Annotated in this window: 12 protein-coding genes and 1 pseudogene; 3 read left to right on the top strand and 10 right to left on the bottom strand. The window is 73.0% G+C overall.

What is annotated here, in order from left to right; all coding sequences use genetic code 11:
- Positions 1–101 precede the first annotated feature (101 nt).
- Both ACZ7GZ_RS05540 and ACZ7GZ_RS05535 read right to left on the bottom strand, forming a co-directional pair.
- Positions 102–914, bottom strand: coding sequence for an ABC transporter ATP-binding protein (locus ACZ7GZ_RS05540; RefSeq protein WP_471021192.1), 813 nt, complete (start codon positions 912–914; stop codon positions 102–104).
- The gene (locus ACZ7GZ_RS05535; RefSeq protein ID WP_471021191.1) at positions 907–1,821 is read right to left on the bottom strand and encodes an ABC transporter permease; all 915 of its coding nucleotides are present in this window, start codon (positions 1,819–1,821) and stop codon (positions 907–909) included. Before ACZ7GZ_RS05535 ends, ACZ7GZ_RS05540 begins: the two co-directional genes overlap by 8 nt.
- A 219-nt stretch (positions 1,822–2,040) precedes the next feature.
- Between ACZ7GZ_RS05535 and ACZ7GZ_RS05530 the strand changes: the two genes are divergently transcribed.
- A complete protein-coding gene (locus ACZ7GZ_RS05530; RefSeq protein ID WP_471021190.1) occupies positions 2,041–2,667 on the top strand; it encodes a TetR/AcrR family transcriptional regulator in 627 nt (208 codons plus the stop codon).
- A 131-nt stretch (positions 2,668–2,798) separates the two neighbouring features.
- Here the strand turns inward: ACZ7GZ_RS05530 and galE are convergent, their stop codons facing one another.
- The 3 genes from galE to ACZ7GZ_RS05515 form a co-directional block, all read right to left on the bottom strand.
- Complete coding sequence (galE, locus tag ACZ7GZ_RS05525) at positions 2,799–3,779, bottom strand: UDP-glucose 4-epimerase GalE (RefSeq protein ID WP_471021189.1); 981 nt, start codon at positions 3,777–3,779, stop codon at positions 2,799–2,801.
- 99 nt (positions 3,780–3,878) lie between these two features.
- Complete coding sequence (locus ACZ7GZ_RS05520) at positions 3,879–5,534, bottom strand: glycosyltransferase (RefSeq protein ID WP_471021255.1); 1,656 nt, start codon at positions 5,532–5,534, stop codon at positions 3,879–3,881.
- Between the two features lie 44 nt (positions 5,535–5,578).
- Positions 5,579–6,847: a glycosyltransferase 87 family protein gene (locus ACZ7GZ_RS05515; protein WP_471021188.1), complete on the bottom strand. Its 1,269-nt coding sequence runs from the start codon at positions 6,845–6,847 to the stop codon at positions 5,579–5,581.
- Between the two features lie 241 nt (positions 6,848–7,088).
- On the opposite strand from ACZ7GZ_RS05515, the gene ACZ7GZ_RS05510 reads away from it, so the two are divergent.
- A complete protein-coding gene (locus tag ACZ7GZ_RS05510; protein ID WP_471021253.1) occupies positions 7,089–8,570 on the top strand; it encodes a glycosyltransferase family 39 protein in 1,482 nt (493 codons plus the stop codon).
- Here ACZ7GZ_RS05510 and ACZ7GZ_RS05505 read toward each other — a convergent pair.
- Entirely contained in the window at positions 8,567–8,947 is a 381-nt protein-coding gene (locus ACZ7GZ_RS05505) for a hypothetical protein (protein ID WP_471021186.1), read from the bottom strand. The genes ACZ7GZ_RS05510 and ACZ7GZ_RS05505 overlap by 4 nt on opposite strands.
- A 9-nt stretch (positions 8,948–8,956) precedes the next feature.
- Complete coding sequence (locus ACZ7GZ_RS05500) at positions 8,957–9,451, bottom strand: MarR family winged helix-turn-helix transcriptional regulator (RefSeq protein WP_471021185.1); 495 nt, start codon at positions 9,449–9,451, stop codon at positions 8,957–8,959.
- Positions 9,452–9,548: 97 nt separating this feature from the next.
- Here ACZ7GZ_RS05500 and ACZ7GZ_RS05495 point away from each other — a divergent pair, with 97 nt between their 5' ends.
- Positions 9,549–9,962 (top strand): organic hydroperoxide resistance protein, encoded by a 414-nt coding sequence (locus tag ACZ7GZ_RS05495; RefSeq protein ID WP_471021182.1) that lies wholly within the window; start codon positions 9,549–9,551, stop codon positions 9,960–9,962.
- Between the two features lie 61 nt (positions 9,963–10,023).
- Here the strand turns inward: ACZ7GZ_RS05495 and ACZ7GZ_RS05490 are convergent, their stop codons facing one another.
- From ACZ7GZ_RS05490 to ACZ7GZ_RS05480, 3 genes and pseudogenes are all read right to left on the bottom strand, one after another.
- Positions 10,024–12,231 carry a bifunctional glycosyltransferase/CDP-glycerol:glycerophosphate glycerophosphotransferase gene (locus ACZ7GZ_RS05490; protein WP_471021181.1) on the bottom strand — a complete coding sequence of 736 codons (2,208 nt, stop codon included), beginning with the start codon at positions 12,229–12,231 and terminating at the stop codon, positions 10,024–10,026.
- A 6-nt stretch (positions 12,232–12,237) separates the two neighbouring features.
- Positions 12,238–14,439, bottom strand: coding sequence for a bifunctional glycosyltransferase family 2 protein/CDP-glycerol:glycerophosphate glycerophosphotransferase (locus ACZ7GZ_RS05485; RefSeq protein WP_471021180.1), 2,202 nt, complete (start codon positions 14,437–14,439; stop codon positions 12,238–12,240).
- A 152-nt stretch (positions 14,440–14,591) separates the two neighbouring features.
- A pseudogene (locus ACZ7GZ_RS05480) lies at positions 14,592–16,005 on the bottom strand (CDP-glycerol glycerophosphotransferase family protein); the annotation flags it as partial.
- Between the last annotated feature and the right edge of the window lie 124 nt (positions 16,006–16,129).

Raw genomic sequence — 16,129 nt, 5'->3', positions numbered from 1 at the left:
ACTGTCACTAAGCGGATGAAAGGGATGACCGTGCTCGGGGTGAGAGACGCTCTGGGAGGAAGAGGAAGTTCCGCGACTCCCGGTTTCCCTCCTGCTAACTTTTACGCCGCCTTGTCGGCACCGGCCTTCTTGTCGCCGGTGAAGGCCTCGTACTCCTTCATGACCTCCTCCGTCGGCCCGTCCATGCGCAGCTCGCCGCGCTCCAGCCACAGGACCCGCTCGCAGGTGTCGCGGATCGACTTGTTGTTGTGGCTGACCAGGAAGACCGTGCCCGCCGTCTCGCGCAGTTCACGGATCCGCTCCTCGGAGCGCATCTGGAACCTGCGGTCGCCGGTGGCCAGGGCCTCGTCGATCAGCAGGACGTCGTGGTCCTTGGCGGCGGCGATGGAGAACCGCAGCCGGGCGGCCATACCGGAGGAGTACGTGCGCATCGGCAGGGTGATGAAGTCGCCCTTCTCGTTGATCCCGGAGAAGTCGACGATGTCCTGGTAGCGCTCCTTGACCTGCTCGCGCGACATGCCCATGGCGAGCCCGCCGAGATGGACGTTGCGCTCGCCGGTGAGGTCGTTCATCAGGGCCGCGTTGACGCCGAGCAGGGAGGGCTGGCCGTGGGTGTAGATGTGGCCGTTCTCCACGGGGAGCAGGCCGGCGACCGCCTTGAGGAGCGTCGACTTGCCGGAGCCGTTGGTGCCGATGAGGCCGATCGCCTCGCCCTTGTAGGCGATGAACGACACCTTCTTCACCGCGTGCACCCGGCGCACGCCCGCCGCCTTCTCGGCCTGCTGGCGGCGCAGGATGCGGTTGAGGGCGGCGGTGGCGGTGCCACGGCCGGTGCCGGTGCCGTTGACCCGGTAGACGATGTCGACGTTCTCGGCGATGACGGTGGGGATCTTCGCTTCGGTCTGCTCAGCCACGGCCGTACGTCTCCTCAGCCTTCCAGAAGTAGATGAAGCCGCCGATGCCGGCGAGCAGCGCCCAGCCGGTGGCCGCGGCCCACACGTGCGGGGGCAGCTGGCGGGCGTGGAAACTGTCGATCAGCGCGAACCGCATGAGGTCGATGTAGACCGCGGCCGGGTTGGTCTCCAGCAGGACCGTGACGATGTGCGGCAGGTGGTCCTTCTTGGTGAGCTTGTCGATGCTCCACATCACACCGGACACGTACATCCAGGTGCGCAGGATGAACGGCATCAGCTGGGCGATGTCCGGGGTCTTGGCGCCCATCCGCGCCATGACCAGCGACACACCGGTGTTGAAGACGAACTGCAGGACCAGGACCGGGAGCGCCAGCGCCCAGGAGGCGGCGACCGGCACGCCGAAGCAGAGCAGGATGACGATCAGCGCGGCCATGGAGAACAGCAGCTGCTGCAGCTGCTGGAGGCAGAAGGAGATCGGCAGCGCGGCGCGCGGGAAGTGCAGGGCGCGGACCAGGCCGAGGTTGCCGGAGATCGCGCGGGTGCCGGCCATGATCGAGCTCTGGGTGAACGTCCAGATGAACACGCCCGTGACCAGGAACGGGACGTAGTCCGGCACGTGCTGCTTGGTGCCCAGCAGGACGCCGAAGATGAAGTAGTAGACCGCCGCGTTCAGCAGCGGGGTCATGACCTGCCAGACCTGGCCGAGCTTCGCCTGGCTGTACTGGGCGGTGAGTTTGGCGGTGGCGAAGGCGGTGATGAAGTGGCGCCGGGCCCACAGCTGGCGGACGTACTCCGGCAGGGAGGGGCGGGCGCCGCTGACCGACAGGCCGTGCCGGGCGGCCAGCGCCGCGAGGTCGTCGTCGGCCGGGGCCTGGGTGGGGGGCGGTGTGTCGAGGACCTGGCTCACATCCGCTGCTTTCGCTCGGGGGGAGGGTGGCGCGTCCGGCCGCCGGCCGGGGCGCGTCGTGTGGGTCCGTCGTCCGGCGCTTCCTCCGCTTCGCGCGTTTTTTACGCTTCTCTTCACGTTCTCTTACGTCGGGACGGGACCGTATCGTCGCAACGCGAGCGTAGAACCAATCGACGTCGGGACGCAACCGTTTCGTCGTAACGGCCTATGCTGTGCGTCATGACCACGAACGCCGACGAGTCGCCGACGCGTACGCGCCGCCGGACCCCCGCCGGGGCCGCCGTGCTCCGGGAGGACGTGACCGAGGCGATCCGCGCGGCGGTCTTCGAGGAACTGGCGGCCGTCGGATACGCGCGCATGTCCATCGAGGGCATCGCGCGGCGCGCGGGCGTCGGCAAGACGGCGGTGTACCGGCGCTGGCGTTCGAAGCTGCACCTCGTCCTGGACGTGGTGTCGGCGATGGCGGTCCTCGGCCTCCCCGCCCCCGACACGGGTTCCCTGGAGGGCGACCTCCGCCTCCTCTACGAGGTCACGTCCCGCGCCCTGCGCCACCCGGTCGCCTCGCAGATCATCCCCGACCTGCAGGCGGAGGCAGCCCGCAACCCCGACATCGCCGACGCCTTCCAGAAGGCCCTGCGGGACGGTCAGGAGGGCGTGGCCAGCAGGATCGTGGCCGCGGCGGAGGAGCGGGGCGAGGTACGGGCGGGGCTCGACCCCGACCTCGCGCTCGATCTGATCTCCGGCCCGCTGTACTGGCGTGCGGTGGTCATCCGCACCCCGAAGCTGCCGAAGGGCTACCTGGAGCACCTGGCCCGGGCTACGGCGGGGGCGCTCAAGGCGCTGTGAGGGGGAGCACCCCGAAGAGGCCCCGGGCCGTACCGGTGTACGGCCCCGCCGCACAGGCGTGACCGGCCATGTACGGGCCGCAGATCACCTCCGGCCCGCGCCGCCCCCGTCGCAACGTTCATCGGTGCGGACTACGACCGTGCCGCCTCCGGGTGGTGGTGCACCCAGCCCTCCCAGGCCGAGGTGATCATGTCCTGGACGTCGTACTTGGCCTGCCAGCCCAGCTCGGTGGCGATGCGGGTCGCGGAGGCGACGACGCGTGCGGGGTCGCCGGGGCGGCGCGCGGTGACGGTCGGCGGGCGGTCGTAGCCGGTGACCGCGTTGATGCGGTCGATCATCTCGCGGACGGAGACGCCCTCGCCGCGCCCGATGTTGAGGGTCAGGTCGGTGCCGGGGGAGGAGGCCAGGGCGCGGGCGACGGTGACGTGGGCCTCGGCCAGGTCGACCACGTGGATGTAGTCCCGGACGCAGGTGCCGTCGGGGGTCGGGTAGTCGTCGCCGAAGATGCGCGGCGCCGCCCCCGCGGTGAGCTTCTCGAAGACCATGGGGACCAGGTTGAACACGCCGGTGTCGGCGAGTTCGGGGCCGGCCGCGCCCGCCACGTTGAAGTAGCGGAGGGAGGCGGTCGACATGCCGGTCGACCTGCCCGCCGCGCGGACCAGCCACTCGCCGGCCAGCTTCGTCTCACCGTAGGGGGACATCGGCCGGCACGGGGTCTCCTCCGTCACCACGTCGACGTCCGGCATGCCGTAGACGGCGGCCGAGGAGGAGAAGACGAACGACGGGATCTCCGCTGCCGTCACCGCCTCCAGGAGGACCCGCAGGCCCTCGACGTTCTCGTGGTAGTAGTGCAGCGGGCGCTCCACCGACTCGCCCACCTGCTTCTTCGCCGCCAGATGCACCACCCCGGTGATCTCGTGCTCGGCGAGCGTGCGGGCCACCCGGTCCGCGTCCAGGGTGGAGCCCCGCACCAGGGGGACCTGTGCCGGTACGCGCTCGGCGACGCCCGAGGACAGGTCGTCGTAGACGACCGTGGGCTCGCCCGCCTCGGTCATCGCCCGTACGACGTGTGCCCCGATGTATCCGGCACCGCCGGTGATCAGCCAGGTCATTACGGCCGTCTCCTCGTCAGTCGGCCCGCTCCGCCGCGTGGCGCGGCGGTGGGCATCTCTCAGTCAAGCAGCGGGCGCGTCGGTGACGCACCGGGCGGCTCAGCGCAGCAGGCGCCGGAGCCGGCCGCGCAGCACCTGTACGACCCCGCGCACGCCGGTCGCCATGCGCACGGCCAGTGCGCCGGAGTGCGTGGCGTACGGCTGCACCAGGAGCACGCCGTGCCGGGCGCTCGGGACGGCGCGCCGGCGCAGCCTGCCGGCGCCCGCCAGGGCGTGCGCCGTGACCTCCCGTTGCGTGCCGTCCGCGAAGCGCACGGTCAGCCGCAGGTCCCAGGTGCCCGCGCCGAGCGCGGCCAGGTCGGCGGGGAGCTCAGCCGACCAGCTGTCCGTGCCCGAGGGCGCGAGCGGAACCGTCGTGCGTCCGCGCGTCCGCTCGTCGTCGCGCGAGACCCACTCCACGTCCACCTCGCGCGGGCCCCCCTCGGCCACTCTGCCGTACAGCTCGTGCAGCCGCAGGCGCAGCAGCGAGGCACGCGCGCGTGGATGCAGTTCCGCGTCGAGGGCGAGCGGGAGGCCGGCGACCGGGCGGGTCAGGAACGGCGCGAGGGTGACCTGGGGAAGGTCGGCGGACCAGACGGGGGCACCGTCGGCGGTGCGGGCGTAGGGCGGCAGGAGGCGTGCCGGGCGTGCGGCCAGTTCGCGCAGCCGGGGCAGGTCGCGCGGCTCGGGCGACTCCAGGACGACCCGCGCGAGCAACCGCCCGGGCGCCGTCGGGTTCAACTCCCAGTCGGGGGCTTCGTAGTGCGCGAGGTACTCCCGGGTGTGCGCCCACCACGCGCGCTGGTAGTGCGCGTCGCGCAACCCCAGCTCGCGTGTGTACATGCGCACCTCGTGGTCGAGGAACTTGGCCCGCACCGCCCGCGCCAGCTCCTTCTGCCCGGCGCTCAGCAGGGTGTCGTACGCCTGCGCGCACGCCTCCACGCGCGCCTGCCAGTTGTCGATGTGCTCCCGGTCCAGCGAGAGGGACAGCCGCTCGGCGGAACGGCGCACATGCCACACGTACACGCGCTCCGGTACGAGCGCGATGCGCGGGCCGGCGGCCAGCACGCGCGCGGTGAAGACGATGTCCTCGTAGAGGAAGCGGCCCTCCGGGAAGCGGATGCCGTGTTCCCGCAGGAAGTCGGTGCGGTACAGCTTGTTGACGCACAGCGTGTCGTGGACCAGGCGCGGCCGTTGGGAGGGGCGCGCGAGGGTGGTGTGCGCCGTGTAGAGGGGCGCCTGCCAGGGTTGTTCGCGCCCCGAGGGCAGCTCCCGGCGCACGCACAGGCCGCTCGCAACCTCGGCGTGCGCCCCCGTGGCCGCCGTCAGCAACGCGTCCACCGCACCGGCAGGCAGTACGTCGTCGCTGTCCAGGAACATCACGTACGGCGTCGTCACCGCGTCGATCCCGGTGTTGCGCGGGCTGCCGCAGCCGCCGCTGTTCACGTGCCGGCGCACCACCCGCAGCCGGGGCTCGTCGGCGGCCAGCCGGTCGAGGAGATCGGCGCTGCCGTCCGTCGAGCAGTCGTCCACGGCGACGACCTCGGTGACCGCCGGACCCTGGGCGAGTGCCGAACGGACGGCGTCAGCGACGTGCGCACGGTCGTTGTAGCCGATGACGACGACACCGACCTGCGGCGCGGGCTCGGGCTCGGCGGTGTCCGGACTGACGGGCGGATCTGGCCGGTCGGGTGTGTCGGGCGGGTCGGGTCGCATGGAATCCACAGGCCGGGAGCGTAGAAATGAAGGGTAATATTCCGTTAAGAGCTGCTTAGCAGTCGGTCCGGAAGACGGTCGGAATCGGGTCGGGGTTCCGTCGTTTGCAGGTTCTTTCCATCCGCCTCCGCGGCCCGCCACAACCGGACGAAGGACAGCACGGCGGCGGCCGCCAGGACTCCGTTGCGGATCAGCATCAGCAGACAGCCGGGCCAGGTGCCGCCGATCACCTCGCGGTAGCACATCGGGTACACCACGGCGCTCACCGCGGTCGCCGCCAGGACCAGCGCCGCGACCGGCCGCTGACTGGTGTGCCGCGAGGTCAGGCACACGGCGGCCAGACCGAGCAGCCAGACCATGTACTGCGGGCTGATCACCCGGCTGGTGACCGTGAACAGCAGCACCGCGCTCAGCGCCGCGTCGTACGGTGTGGCCTCGTTCCAGCGCCGCGCCCGTACCCGCCACAGCACCAGCAGCGCGCAGGCGACCGCGGTCAGCGCCAGCGAGGCGGTGGCGACGGCGTCCACGGCCGGGCCGACCAGTTCGACGGCGCCGTACCGGTAGCGCGCCCGGCCCGGCCAGCCGGTGTGCCGCGCGAGATTCAGCGCCGTACCGCCGAGCGACTCGATCTGCACCCCGCGCCCGCCCTGCTGCCGCAGAAAGGACAGCGGATGGTCGAACAACACGGCGAGGACGCCGAGTGAGCCGGCCCCGGCGGCCACCGCCCACCCCCACGCCCGGCGGGTCACCCGCCCCCGGGGCGTGCCCAGCAGCACCAGCGCCGGCCACACCTTCACGAGCGCACCCAGCGCCCCGAACACCCCGCCCGCGCGCGCGGAGCGGCCCAGCGCCAGCAGGGAGAGCACGGCCAGGCCCGTCACCTGGACGTCGTACCGGGCGAGCGGGACGTGCAGCAGCAGCGGCAGTCCGCCCGTCCACAGGGCCGCGCCGAGCAGGCTGCGCCCGGTACGCGCGCCCGCGCGGGCCAGTGCCGCCGTGACCAGCGCGTCCATGGCCAGCGTGAGCACCACGAACGCCTGGAAGTACGTCAACCACGGCAGCAGGCCCGGCACCAGCAGCACCACGCCCGCACCCGGCGGGTACTGCCACAGCGTGTCGTGCGCCGGAAGGGAGCCGTGTGCCAGGACGCCGTACCAGCTGAAGTACAACCGCCATACCTCGCGTGCCACCGACCCCCCGCCGAGCAGCGGGTCGTTGTCGTGGACGAGCAGCCACAGCATCAGGGCACGTGTGGTGAGCCAGAGAGCGGTGACGGCGAGGACCGGGCCGGGGGTGACACGGAGACGGTTCATCACATGGGAGCCTAAGCCGCACGGATGGTGTGTCCCCGCTGATACGCCGTCATGGCGCCTAAAAGGTTGGCTAATCACAAAAGATCGGGCCGTGGTGAACGTCGGGCTTCCTGTGAAAGCGCAGTCGGGCAAGGCGGCTGCAACGACAGCCGTCGCGGCGGCCGGTGGGACGGGGCATCCGTCGGAGGGTCACCGGGCGCGCATCCGCCGCCGGGTCGCCGTGTGCGTGCCCGCGTTCGTGATGCTCGGGGCCGGGCTCTGGGGGCTCGACCGGGGCGGGATGTGGCGGGACGAGGCCGTCAGCTTCCAGGTCGGGCGGCGTACGGTGCCGCAGATCTGGCAGCTGCTGCACGACGTGGACGCCGTGCACGGTCTGTACTACCTCCTCGTGCACACCGTGCTCGCCGTCCGCCCAGGCGAGGTCGTCCTGCGGCTGCCGTCGGTGGGTGCGGCGGCGGTGACGGCCGCGCTGGTGGCGGCGCTCGGCACCCGGCTCGCCCGGCCGCGGGTCGGGCTGTGGGCCGGGCTGCTGTACGCCGTCGCGCCGATGGCCGGCCACTATGCGCAGGAGGGCCGTTCCTACGCCCTGGTCGCCGCCGGGGCCACCGGCGCGACGCTGCTGTTCGTGCGGGCGGTGCAGGGGGGTTCCTGGTGGGCGTACGGCGCCGTCCTCGGCCTCACCTGCTGGCTGCACGAGTTCGCGGTGCTGCTGCTGTGCGCCCACGCGGGGTCGCTGGCGCTGGCCCGGGCGGGGCTGCGGGTGTGGCGGGGCTGGGGGTGTGCGGCGGGCGTGGTGGTGCTGTCGCTGCTGCCGGTGGTGGTGGTGTCGCGGGGGCAGGCGGCGCAGGTGGCGTGGCTGCGGAGGCCCACGGCGTCTTCGGCGGAAGGGTTGTTGCGGGGGTTTCTGGGGCCCGCAACCGGGGTGTACGTGGTGTGTCTGGTCCTTGCCCTGGTGGGGCTGTCGGGGCTGGTGGGGCGACGGGGGCACATCACTCTTCCGGGGGTGGCGTTGCCGTTGACCGCGGTTCCGCCGGTGGTGTTGATGTCGGCTTCCCAGCTCTCGCCGCTGTATGTCGACCGGTATGTGCTGTACGCGTTGAGCGGGGCGCCGTTGTTGGTCGCCGCGGGGGCCGAGCGGGTGGCCGGGGCCGTGGGACGCCTGCGGCTCGGTGGCCGCCCTCTGCCGCGGTTCCCTTTCGGCACCCTGACCGGTGTTCTCGCGGTCTGCCTCGCCCTCCTCGTCCAGTTCCCCCTCCTGTGCGCGGACCGTGATCCCGGTAGCCGGGCCGATGACTTCGGGGCGGTTTCCCGGGCGGTGGCGCGGGAGGTGAGGCCGGGGGAGGCGGTGGTGTTCCTGCCGGGGAGCGTGCGGAACGTGGCCCTCGCCTATCCGCGGGCGTTCCGGGGGGTGCGGGACGTGACGCTGGTGGAGGGGGCGCCCGAGTCGGGGACCCTGTACGGGCGGGAGGCCGGCCCCCGTGAGGTGCGGCGCAGGCTGGCGCGGCTGGACCGGGTGTGGGTCGTGGCGGACCCGGACCTGCTCGCCGGGCGCTGGAGCCCCCGCAGTCCCGTCGAGCGGGCCAAACTCGCCGTGTTGCGCAGGGACTTCACCGAGCGGGAGGACATCCCGCGGGACGGGACGACCGTACGGCTGTACGTCCGCGCCCCACGGCCCGCGCCCCTCGGGCGGGGTCGGCCGGTCCGCGTCGGCCGGTGGGCCTAGGACGCGTCCGGCGGAGCCTGCGGGCGTACGGCGTCGAACAGGGGCCAGCCGTCCACTTCCACCGATCCCACCGCGGGAAACAGCCCGCGGACCAGGGCCTCGTCCAGCAACGCCCGGACGCTGCCGGGCTCGTGGAGACTGAGATGCTCCCCGTCCTGCAGGCGCACCACCGCGCCCTCGTCGAAGTAGCCGTCGGCGATGGCCCGGCCGGATGCCGGCTGGAACACGAGGCGCAGGCAGGCCCGGCTCCCGGGACGCCACAGCGTCACCGTGCTGCCGCAGCCGCGGTAGCCCCGCACGCGATCGTGCCGGTGCCCGAAACACCAGCCGTACACGATGCCTTCCACCGTCATGCGGCGGACCCTGCGCCTGCCCATGGCGGCACTCTAGGACAAGGCCTGGTGCCCCTCCGCCAGCGCTGCCGCGTCCAGCGCGGTGGTGAGCCGGTCGAGGCGGTCGCGCAGCTCTGCGATCTCCGCCAGGTCGAAGCCGGTCGCGCCCACGATCCGGCGCGGTACCTGAAGGGCCCGCTCGCGCAGTGCCGCACCTTCCCCGGTGAGCCGGACCCGGACCGAGCGCTCGTCCTGCGCGCTGCGCTCCCGGCGCACCAGGCCCGCCCCTTCCAGCCGCTTGACCAGCGGGGACAGCGTGCCGGAGTCGAGCCGCAGATGTTCGCCGAGCGCCTTGACGGGCAGGTCGCCCTGCTCCCACAGGACGAGCATCACGAGGTACTGGGGGTAGGTCAGTCCGAGGTCCTTGAGGATCACGCGGTAGACGCCGTTGAAGGCGCGGGACGCCGCGTGCAGCGAGAAACAGATCTGGCGGTCCAGGCGCAGCCACTCCGTGTCGGTCATGACTCCAGGGTAGCTCTTGCGGTCCATTTAGTTGTGCACAACTTAATTGTGTGCTCTACTTGTGGTCGTGAGGCGGTCAGGACAGGGGCCGCCGGAACCACCGACTTCGTAAGGGATGGTCTTCATGGACGCGCTCTACACCGCTGTCGCCACCGCCACCCACGGCCGCGACGGTCGCGCCGTCTCCTCCGACGGCACGATCGACCTCCAGCTGGCCCCGCCGGTGGAGCTGGGCGGCAACGGCCAGGGCACCAACCCCGAGCAGCTCTTCGCCGCCGGTTACGCCGCCTGCTTCGGCAGCGCCCTCGGCCTCGTGGGCCGGCAGGCGAAGGTGGACGTCACCGACGCGGCGGTGACCGCCGAGGTCGGCATCGGCAAGCAGGGCGAGGGCTTCGGGCTGAAGGTGACGCTGCGCATCGAGCTGCCCGGCACCGTGGACGAGGAGACCGGCCGCAAGCTGGTCGAGACCGCCCACCAGGTCTGCCCCTACTCCAACGCCACCCGCGGCAACGTCGAGGTCGACCTCGTCATCGAGTAAGCCCGCAGGACAGGCGTGACGAGGGTGCCGGGCAGGGGGCGGCACCCTCGCACGCGTGCTGTCACGCCGACGTCAGCGCGTCCCGGCCGGCCGCCTGGCCGGGGATCCGTACCGTGCCCTCGCCGCTCATCGGCTCACCCAGCAGCAGCGTCCGTACGACGCGCTCGGCGGCCCGGCCGTCGTCGAACTCGCAGAACCGGGCCCGGAAGTCCGCCCGCAGCCGCGCCGACTCCTCGTCCCGCCAGGACCCCGAGGCGAACAGCCACGCCAGCTCCCGGTAGGAGCCCGCGACATGGCCCGGCGGCTCGGCGGTGATGTCGAAGTAGGCGCCCCGGCTCGCCGTGTACGCGGGCCAGTCGTCGGCGTGCACCACGATCGGCCGGTCCAGGTTGGCGTAGTCGAACATCACGGCCGAGTAGTCGGTGACCAGCACGTCCGCCGCGAGCAGGACGTCCTGCACCCGCGGCTCCCCGGTCGCGTCGACCACGATCCCGCGCCGGGCCAGCTCCGCGAGGCCCATTCCGCGCGCGGGCCCGTTCGCCAGCGACGGATGCAGCCGGACCACGAGGGTGCGCCCCTCGCCCAGGTCGGCCGCGAACCGGGCGAGGTCGATCCGGTCCACGTGCCCGCCGCGGCGGTAGTCCCGGCGGGTCGGCGCGTACAGCACGACCGTGTGGTCCGCCGGGATGCCGTGCCGCTCGCGGAAGTCGCCCGGACCGCCGTCCACCAGCACGTCGTTGCGCGGGCTGCCGGTGCGCAGCGAGGTGAAGTGGCACGGGTAGGCCCGCTCCCAGACCAGCTCGGAGTGGCGGTTGGCGACCAGGCTGTAGTCCCAGCGGTCGGCCCGGCGCAGCATCTGCGGCACGTCGAAGCCGAGCCGGGCGCCCGGCTTGTCCCGCAGGTCGGCGCCCATGTACTTCAGCGGGGTGCCCTGGTGGGTGTGGATGTGCACGCTGCCGGGCCGCTTGGCCAGGGCGCCGGGCCAGTTGACGTCGTTGACGAAGAACGCCGCCCGCGCGGTGACCTCCAGATACCGCCGGGAGCCCACGATCACGTGCTCGACGCCGGGTGGCAGCTGTGCGGCGGTCTCGGCGTCCCGGACCACCCACACCCCGCGCAGCTGCGGGGCGATCTCGCGGGCCTTGGCGTACACGGCGGCCGGGTCACCGAGCACGCCCCGGTGGGAGGACGCCGAGTAGACGACCAGGTGCGGGTCGAGCGGGCGGTGCGTGTGCAGGGACGCCCAGCCGGAGCGGGCCCGCGCGGTGGCCGTGCCGCGGACCAGGTCCGCGCGCCGTGCCGTCTCCCGCCCGGCCCGCGCCGCCTGCCGCCTGATCCGGTACGCCGTCCAGGAGCCCTCCAGCAGGCGGACCTCGCCGTCGACCAGGGCGCCCTCGGGCCGGTGGTCGCGGAACATCCTCGCCGTACGCCGGAAGAACTCGGCCTTGTCGGCGGGTGGCAGCCGGTCCGGCTTGGCCAGGATGTCCAGGCAGTGCTCGCCCATCTTGCGGTGCAGATACGGCCGCCAGTGCGCCAGCTCAGGCCGCTGCTCGACGAACGCGAAGACCCGTGCGTACTGGTCGTGGATGTCGAAGTGCTTGCGGCTGGTCGTGGACAGGATGTTGCCCTGCCGGCGCTGCCGGTAGTTCAGGCAGATCCGGTCCAGCGTGGCGATCCGCCGGGCGCTGAGCAGGGCCGGGAAGGTCCAGGGGGTGTCCTCGTAGTAGCCGGGCGGGAACTCGAAGCCCTCCGACTCCACGAACCGGCGCCGGTAGACCTTGTTCCACACCACCATCAGCAGATCCAGGATCTGCGGGAACTCGTCGGCGGTGAACGTGCCCGGTCCGGCCTCGCCGAGGACGTGCGCGAGGACGTTGCGCCGGGTGCCGCCCCACCAGTAGGTGCGCGCGTAGTCGAAGACCAGCACGTCCGGGTCCCGGGCCTCGGCCAGCCGGTCGGTGACGGCCCGCAGCGCGCCCGGAGTGAGGGTGTCGTCGCTGTCCAGGAAGAACAGGTAGTCGCCGGTGGCCTGCCGCATCCCGGCGTTGCGGGCCCGCCCGAGACCCACGTTCTCCGGCAGGTGCAGCACCTTCACGCGCGGGTCGCGCCCGGCGTACTCGTCGAGGATCGCGCCGCAGCCGTCCGGGGAGCGGTCGTCCACGGCGATCAGCTCGAAGTCGCTGAAGGACTGCAGCAGCACCGAGTCCAGGCACTCGCGCAGAAAGCCCTGCACCTGGTAACAGGGCACGATCACACTGAAGCGGGGCACGGCGGGTCAGCTCCTCACGAGGGTCGCGGCGGCGGGGGCGGGGACGCGCTCCGCCAGCGGGATCACCGGCGGGAGCGCCTCCGGCGGCTCGCCGAGCAGCACCCGCCGTACGACCCGCTCGGCGGCCCGGCCGTCGTCGAACTCGCAGAACCGCTCCCGGAACGCGGCCCGCAGCGCCCTGGCCTCCTCACCCGCGTACGAGCCGTCACGGAAGACGGCGGCCAGCTCCTGAGGGGTGCGCGCGACCGGGCCGGGTGGCTCGGTCATCAGGTCGAAGTAGACGCCCCGGGTCTCCCGGTAGACGTCCCAGTCGTCGGCGTACACGACGATCGGCCGGTCCAGGTTCGCGTAGTCGAACATGATCGACGAGTAGTCCGTGACCAGCGCGTCCGCGGCCAGGCACACGTCTTCCGTGGAGCGGTGCGCGGTGACGTCGATGATCCGGTCCGAGCCCTGGGAGCCGCCCCGGTCGTAGAAGTAGTGGGCGCGCAGGAGTACGACGACGTCCTCGCCGGCCGCCGCGCAGAACGCCTCCAGGTCCAGCCCGGGTTCGAAGCCGGTGTGGTGGTCGCGGTGGGTCGGCGCGTACAGCACGGCGGTCCTGCCCTCCGGGACCCCCAGCCGCCGCCTGATCCGCGCCACGTCCTCGGCGGTCGCCGTGCAGTACACGTCGTTGCGCGGATAGCCGTACTCCAGGTGCTCGTAGGAGCCGGGGAAGGCACGCTCCCACATCTGGGTCGAGTGGCGGTTGGCGGAGAGGTTGAAGTCCCAGCGGTCCACCCGGCCCAGCAGCCGGGTGTAGCTGCCCGACTGGGCGGCCACCACCGGGTACGTCGACTGGTCCACGCCCATCGTCTTCAGCGGGGTGCCGTGCTGGGTCTGCAGATGCACGCTGCCGGGCCGCTTGACGATCTGATCGGCGAAGTTGGCGTTGTTGATCAGGTAGGTCGCGCGGGCCAGCACCTCCCAGTAGCGGCGCGAGCCGATCACCGCGTGGTCCACGTCCTTCGGCATGGCGTGCGCCTGGCCGGCCTCGACGAGGAACACCGAGCGGATGTGCGGGGCGAGTTCGCGGGCCTTGGCGTGGATCGCGGCCGGGTTGCAGGTGTAGCCCCGGCCCCAGTAGGCGCAGTACACGGCCAGGTGCGGGTCGAGCGGGCGGTGCAGGTCGCGGGCGTAGCGCAGCCGGGTGCGCAGCATGTGCGGGCGCGGCAGCCGCTCGGCGGCCCCGGAGGCCACCTGGTTGGCGCCGCGCAGACCGCGGAACGCGGAGTACGCGCCCGTCGCCAGCAGCCGGTGCTGCACCCCCAGGCTGCCGCCCGGCGGCCGGAAGCCGGCCGGCCGGTGGCGCCGGTAGAGGCGGGCCGCGCGGCGGAAGAACGCCCGGTGCCCGGACGGCAGCCGCTCCGGCCGGGACGCGGTCTTCAGCACACGGGAGAACAACTGCTCGAACAGCGGCCGGATCCGCTCGGCGGGCAGGGCGGCCTCGGCGGCCCGGGTCAGCACCAGGTCCACCTGGTCGAGCAGGTCGTGCTGGTGCGGGCCGGGCAGGTTGAGCCGGCTGCCCTGCCGGCGCAGCCGGTGCCGTACGACGACCCGGCGCAGCACCGCGATCCGCCCGGCGGCGATCGTGACCAGGCCGCCCCAGCCGAGGTCGGTGAAGCAGCTGTCGGGAAAGGCGAGTCGATGCTCGGTGAGGAAGGCGCGGCGGTACAGCGCGCTCCACGCCGGCAGCTGCACGCCGGTCAGCTCCGGCAGGTCGGCGGGGGCGAAGGCGCCCTCCGGGGCCCGCGCGAGCAGCGGCGCGGCCGGGTTGGCCGGCTCGCCCTCCCACCAGGGGACGCGCTCGTGCTCGACATGGAGCACGTCCACGCCGGCGGTCTCGGTCAGCCGGGCGTCCAGCGCGGCGAGCGCGCCCGGCAGCAGCACGTCGTCGCCGTCGAGGAACAGCACGTACGCGCCGGTCGCCGCCCGCATCCCGGCGTTGCGCGCCCCGCTCAGACCGGCGGACGGCGGCGAGTCGGCCGGGGTCACCCGGGAGTCCCGCTGCGCGTATCCGGCGGCCACCGCGGCGGCCGGGGAGTCGGGGGCGTCGCAGACCGGGATCAGTTGCAGATCGCCGAAGGACTGGCCGAGAACCGAGTCCAGCGCCTGGGACAGCCGGGCCGCGACCCCGTGGGACGGGACGATGATGCTGAAGCGGGGCATTCTGTTCTTTCTGTTGTCTTGCGGACACGTGTCCCGCGTACGACGCCGGACCCGCGACCGGGCCGCCCCGCCGGACGCCAGGTGGACGGCCGGCTCGGGGTGGGCCGCGTCGAGCCGAGGTGCAGGGGAACTCCCGCAGGGACCAACGCTGTTCAGCGCCTCTCGGTGACGGGGAGGGAACCGGAAGGTTGCGCCACGGTGGCCAGCGGCGAACGCGTGCAGGCGGACGGCACCGGGCTGCGCTCCGCGAGCGGCACCACCCGCGGCCGGCCCGTCTCGCCCAGCACCACATGCCGTACGACCCGCTCGGCGGCGCGCCCGTCGTCGTACGGGCAGAACCGTTCCCGGAACGCCGCCCGCAGCTGGGCCGAGCGCGAGCCGCGCCAGTGGCCGGTCGCGAAGATGTCGATCAGCTCGTCCTCGCTGCGCGCGACCGCGCCCGGCGGGAAGGCGCGCAGGTCGAAGTAGACGCCGCGGGCCGCCCGGTACGCCTCCCAGTCGCCGGTGTGCACCACGATCGGCCGGTCCAGGACCGCGTAGTCGAACATGATCGACGAGTAGTCGGTGAGCAGCGCGTCCGAGGCCAGGCAGAGCGACTGCACGCTCGGGTGGTCGCCGACGTCGATGATCCGGGTGCCCGTGCCGAGCGGGCCGCCGCGGGTGGGGTGGGGGCGGGCCAGGATCACGAAGCGCGGGCCGAGGCGGCGGGCGATCCGCTCCAGGTCCAGCGGAGGGTCCTGGGTGCGCTGGTGGTCGCGGAAGGTCGGCGTGTACAGGATCGCGACCGCGCCCTCGGGGATGCCCAGCGATTCGCGCAGCCGGGCCACGTCCGCCGAGGTCGCCCGCTGGAGGGCGTCGTTGCGCGGGGCGCCGTACTCCAGCGTGGTGTAGCGGCCCGGCAGGGCCCGCTCCCAGACCAGCGTCGAGTGCCGGTTGCCGGACAGGACGAGGTCCCACTGGTCGACGCCGCGCAGCAGCTCGGCGAAGTCGGTGCCGTGGGCCGCCGCCGGGCGCTCCTGGAGGTCCAGGCCCATGTGCTTGAGGGGTGTGCCCTGCCGGGTCTGGATCACCACCTGCCCGCGCCGCTTGCGCAGCCGCCGGTCCAGGACATCATCGGTGACCAGGTACGTGGAGCGGGCCAGCGCCGTCCAGTAGGCGGCCGTGCCGGGCCGCAGCCGGCGCGGCCCGGGCGGGACCGTGTGCTGGTACTCGGGGCGGGTGATCCACGCGGTGCGGATGTGCGGGACGTGCGCGCGGAACGCCTCCTCCAGGGCGCCCGGGTCGCCGCCGTGGCCGCGGCCCGCACCGGAGGCGAACACCGCCCGGTCGGCGCGGACGGGCAGCCGCAGCTGGATCCGGTAGTGCAGCCGCAGCGCGCCGGTGCGCACGGCGCGGGCCAGCTTCACCACCGCCTTCAGCGTGCGCCGGCACCCGGCCGAGGACAGCTGCAGGGCCCGGAACGTGCGGTGCAGACCGAAGCGGACCAGGATGTTCCGCCGTCGCATCCGGGTGCCGGGGACCCGGTAGCGGCGGTAGTGGGCGCGGGCCCGGCGCAGGAACTCGCCGTGGGGGGGGGGGGGGGGGGGGGGGGGGGGGGGGGGCGAGGGAGGGGGGGGGGGGGGGGGGGGGGGGGGGGGGGGGGGGGGGAGGGAGAGGGGGAGGTCCTGTCTCCCCACCCCCACCACCACAC

It is taken from the genome of Streptomyces sp. NPDC037288, from assembly GCF_055603265.1.
This window is presented reverse-complemented; position numbering and strand designations above follow the sequence as displayed.

Coding starts and splice junctions, on each gene's coding strand:
- ACZ7GZ_RS05520 (WP_471021255.1), bottom strand. CDS start 5,534: ATGCGACCCGACCCGCCCGACACACCCGACCGGCCAGATCCGCCCGTC.
- ACZ7GZ_RS05495 (WP_471021182.1), top strand. CDS start 9,549: ATGGACGCGCTCTACACCGCTGTCGCCACCGCCACCCACGGCCGCGAC.
- ACZ7GZ_RS05485 (WP_471021180.1), bottom strand. CDS start 14,439: ATGCCCCGCTTCAGCATCATCGTCCCGTCCCACGGGGTCGCGGCCCGG.
- ACZ7GZ_RS05505 (WP_471021186.1), bottom strand. CDS start 8,947: ATGGGCAGGCGCAGGGTCCGCCGCATGACGGTGGAAGGCATCGTGTAC.
- ACZ7GZ_RS05500 (WP_471021185.1), bottom strand. CDS start 9,451: ATGGACCGCAAGAGCTACCCTGGAGTCATGACCGACACGGAGTGGCTG.
- galE (WP_471021189.1), bottom strand. CDS start 3,779: ATGACCTGGCTGATCACCGGCGGTGCCGGATACATCGGGGCACACGTC.
- ACZ7GZ_RS05510 (WP_471021253.1), top strand. CDS start 7,089: ATGCTCGGGGCCGGGCTCTGGGGGCTCGACCGGGGCGGGATGTGGCGG.
- ACZ7GZ_RS05515 (WP_471021188.1), bottom strand. CDS start 6,847: ATGAACCGTCTCCGTGTCACCCCCGGCCCGGTCCTCGCCGTCACCGCT.
- ACZ7GZ_RS05530 (WP_471021190.1), top strand. CDS start 2,041: ATGACCACGAACGCCGACGAGTCGCCGACGCGTACGCGCCGCCGGACC.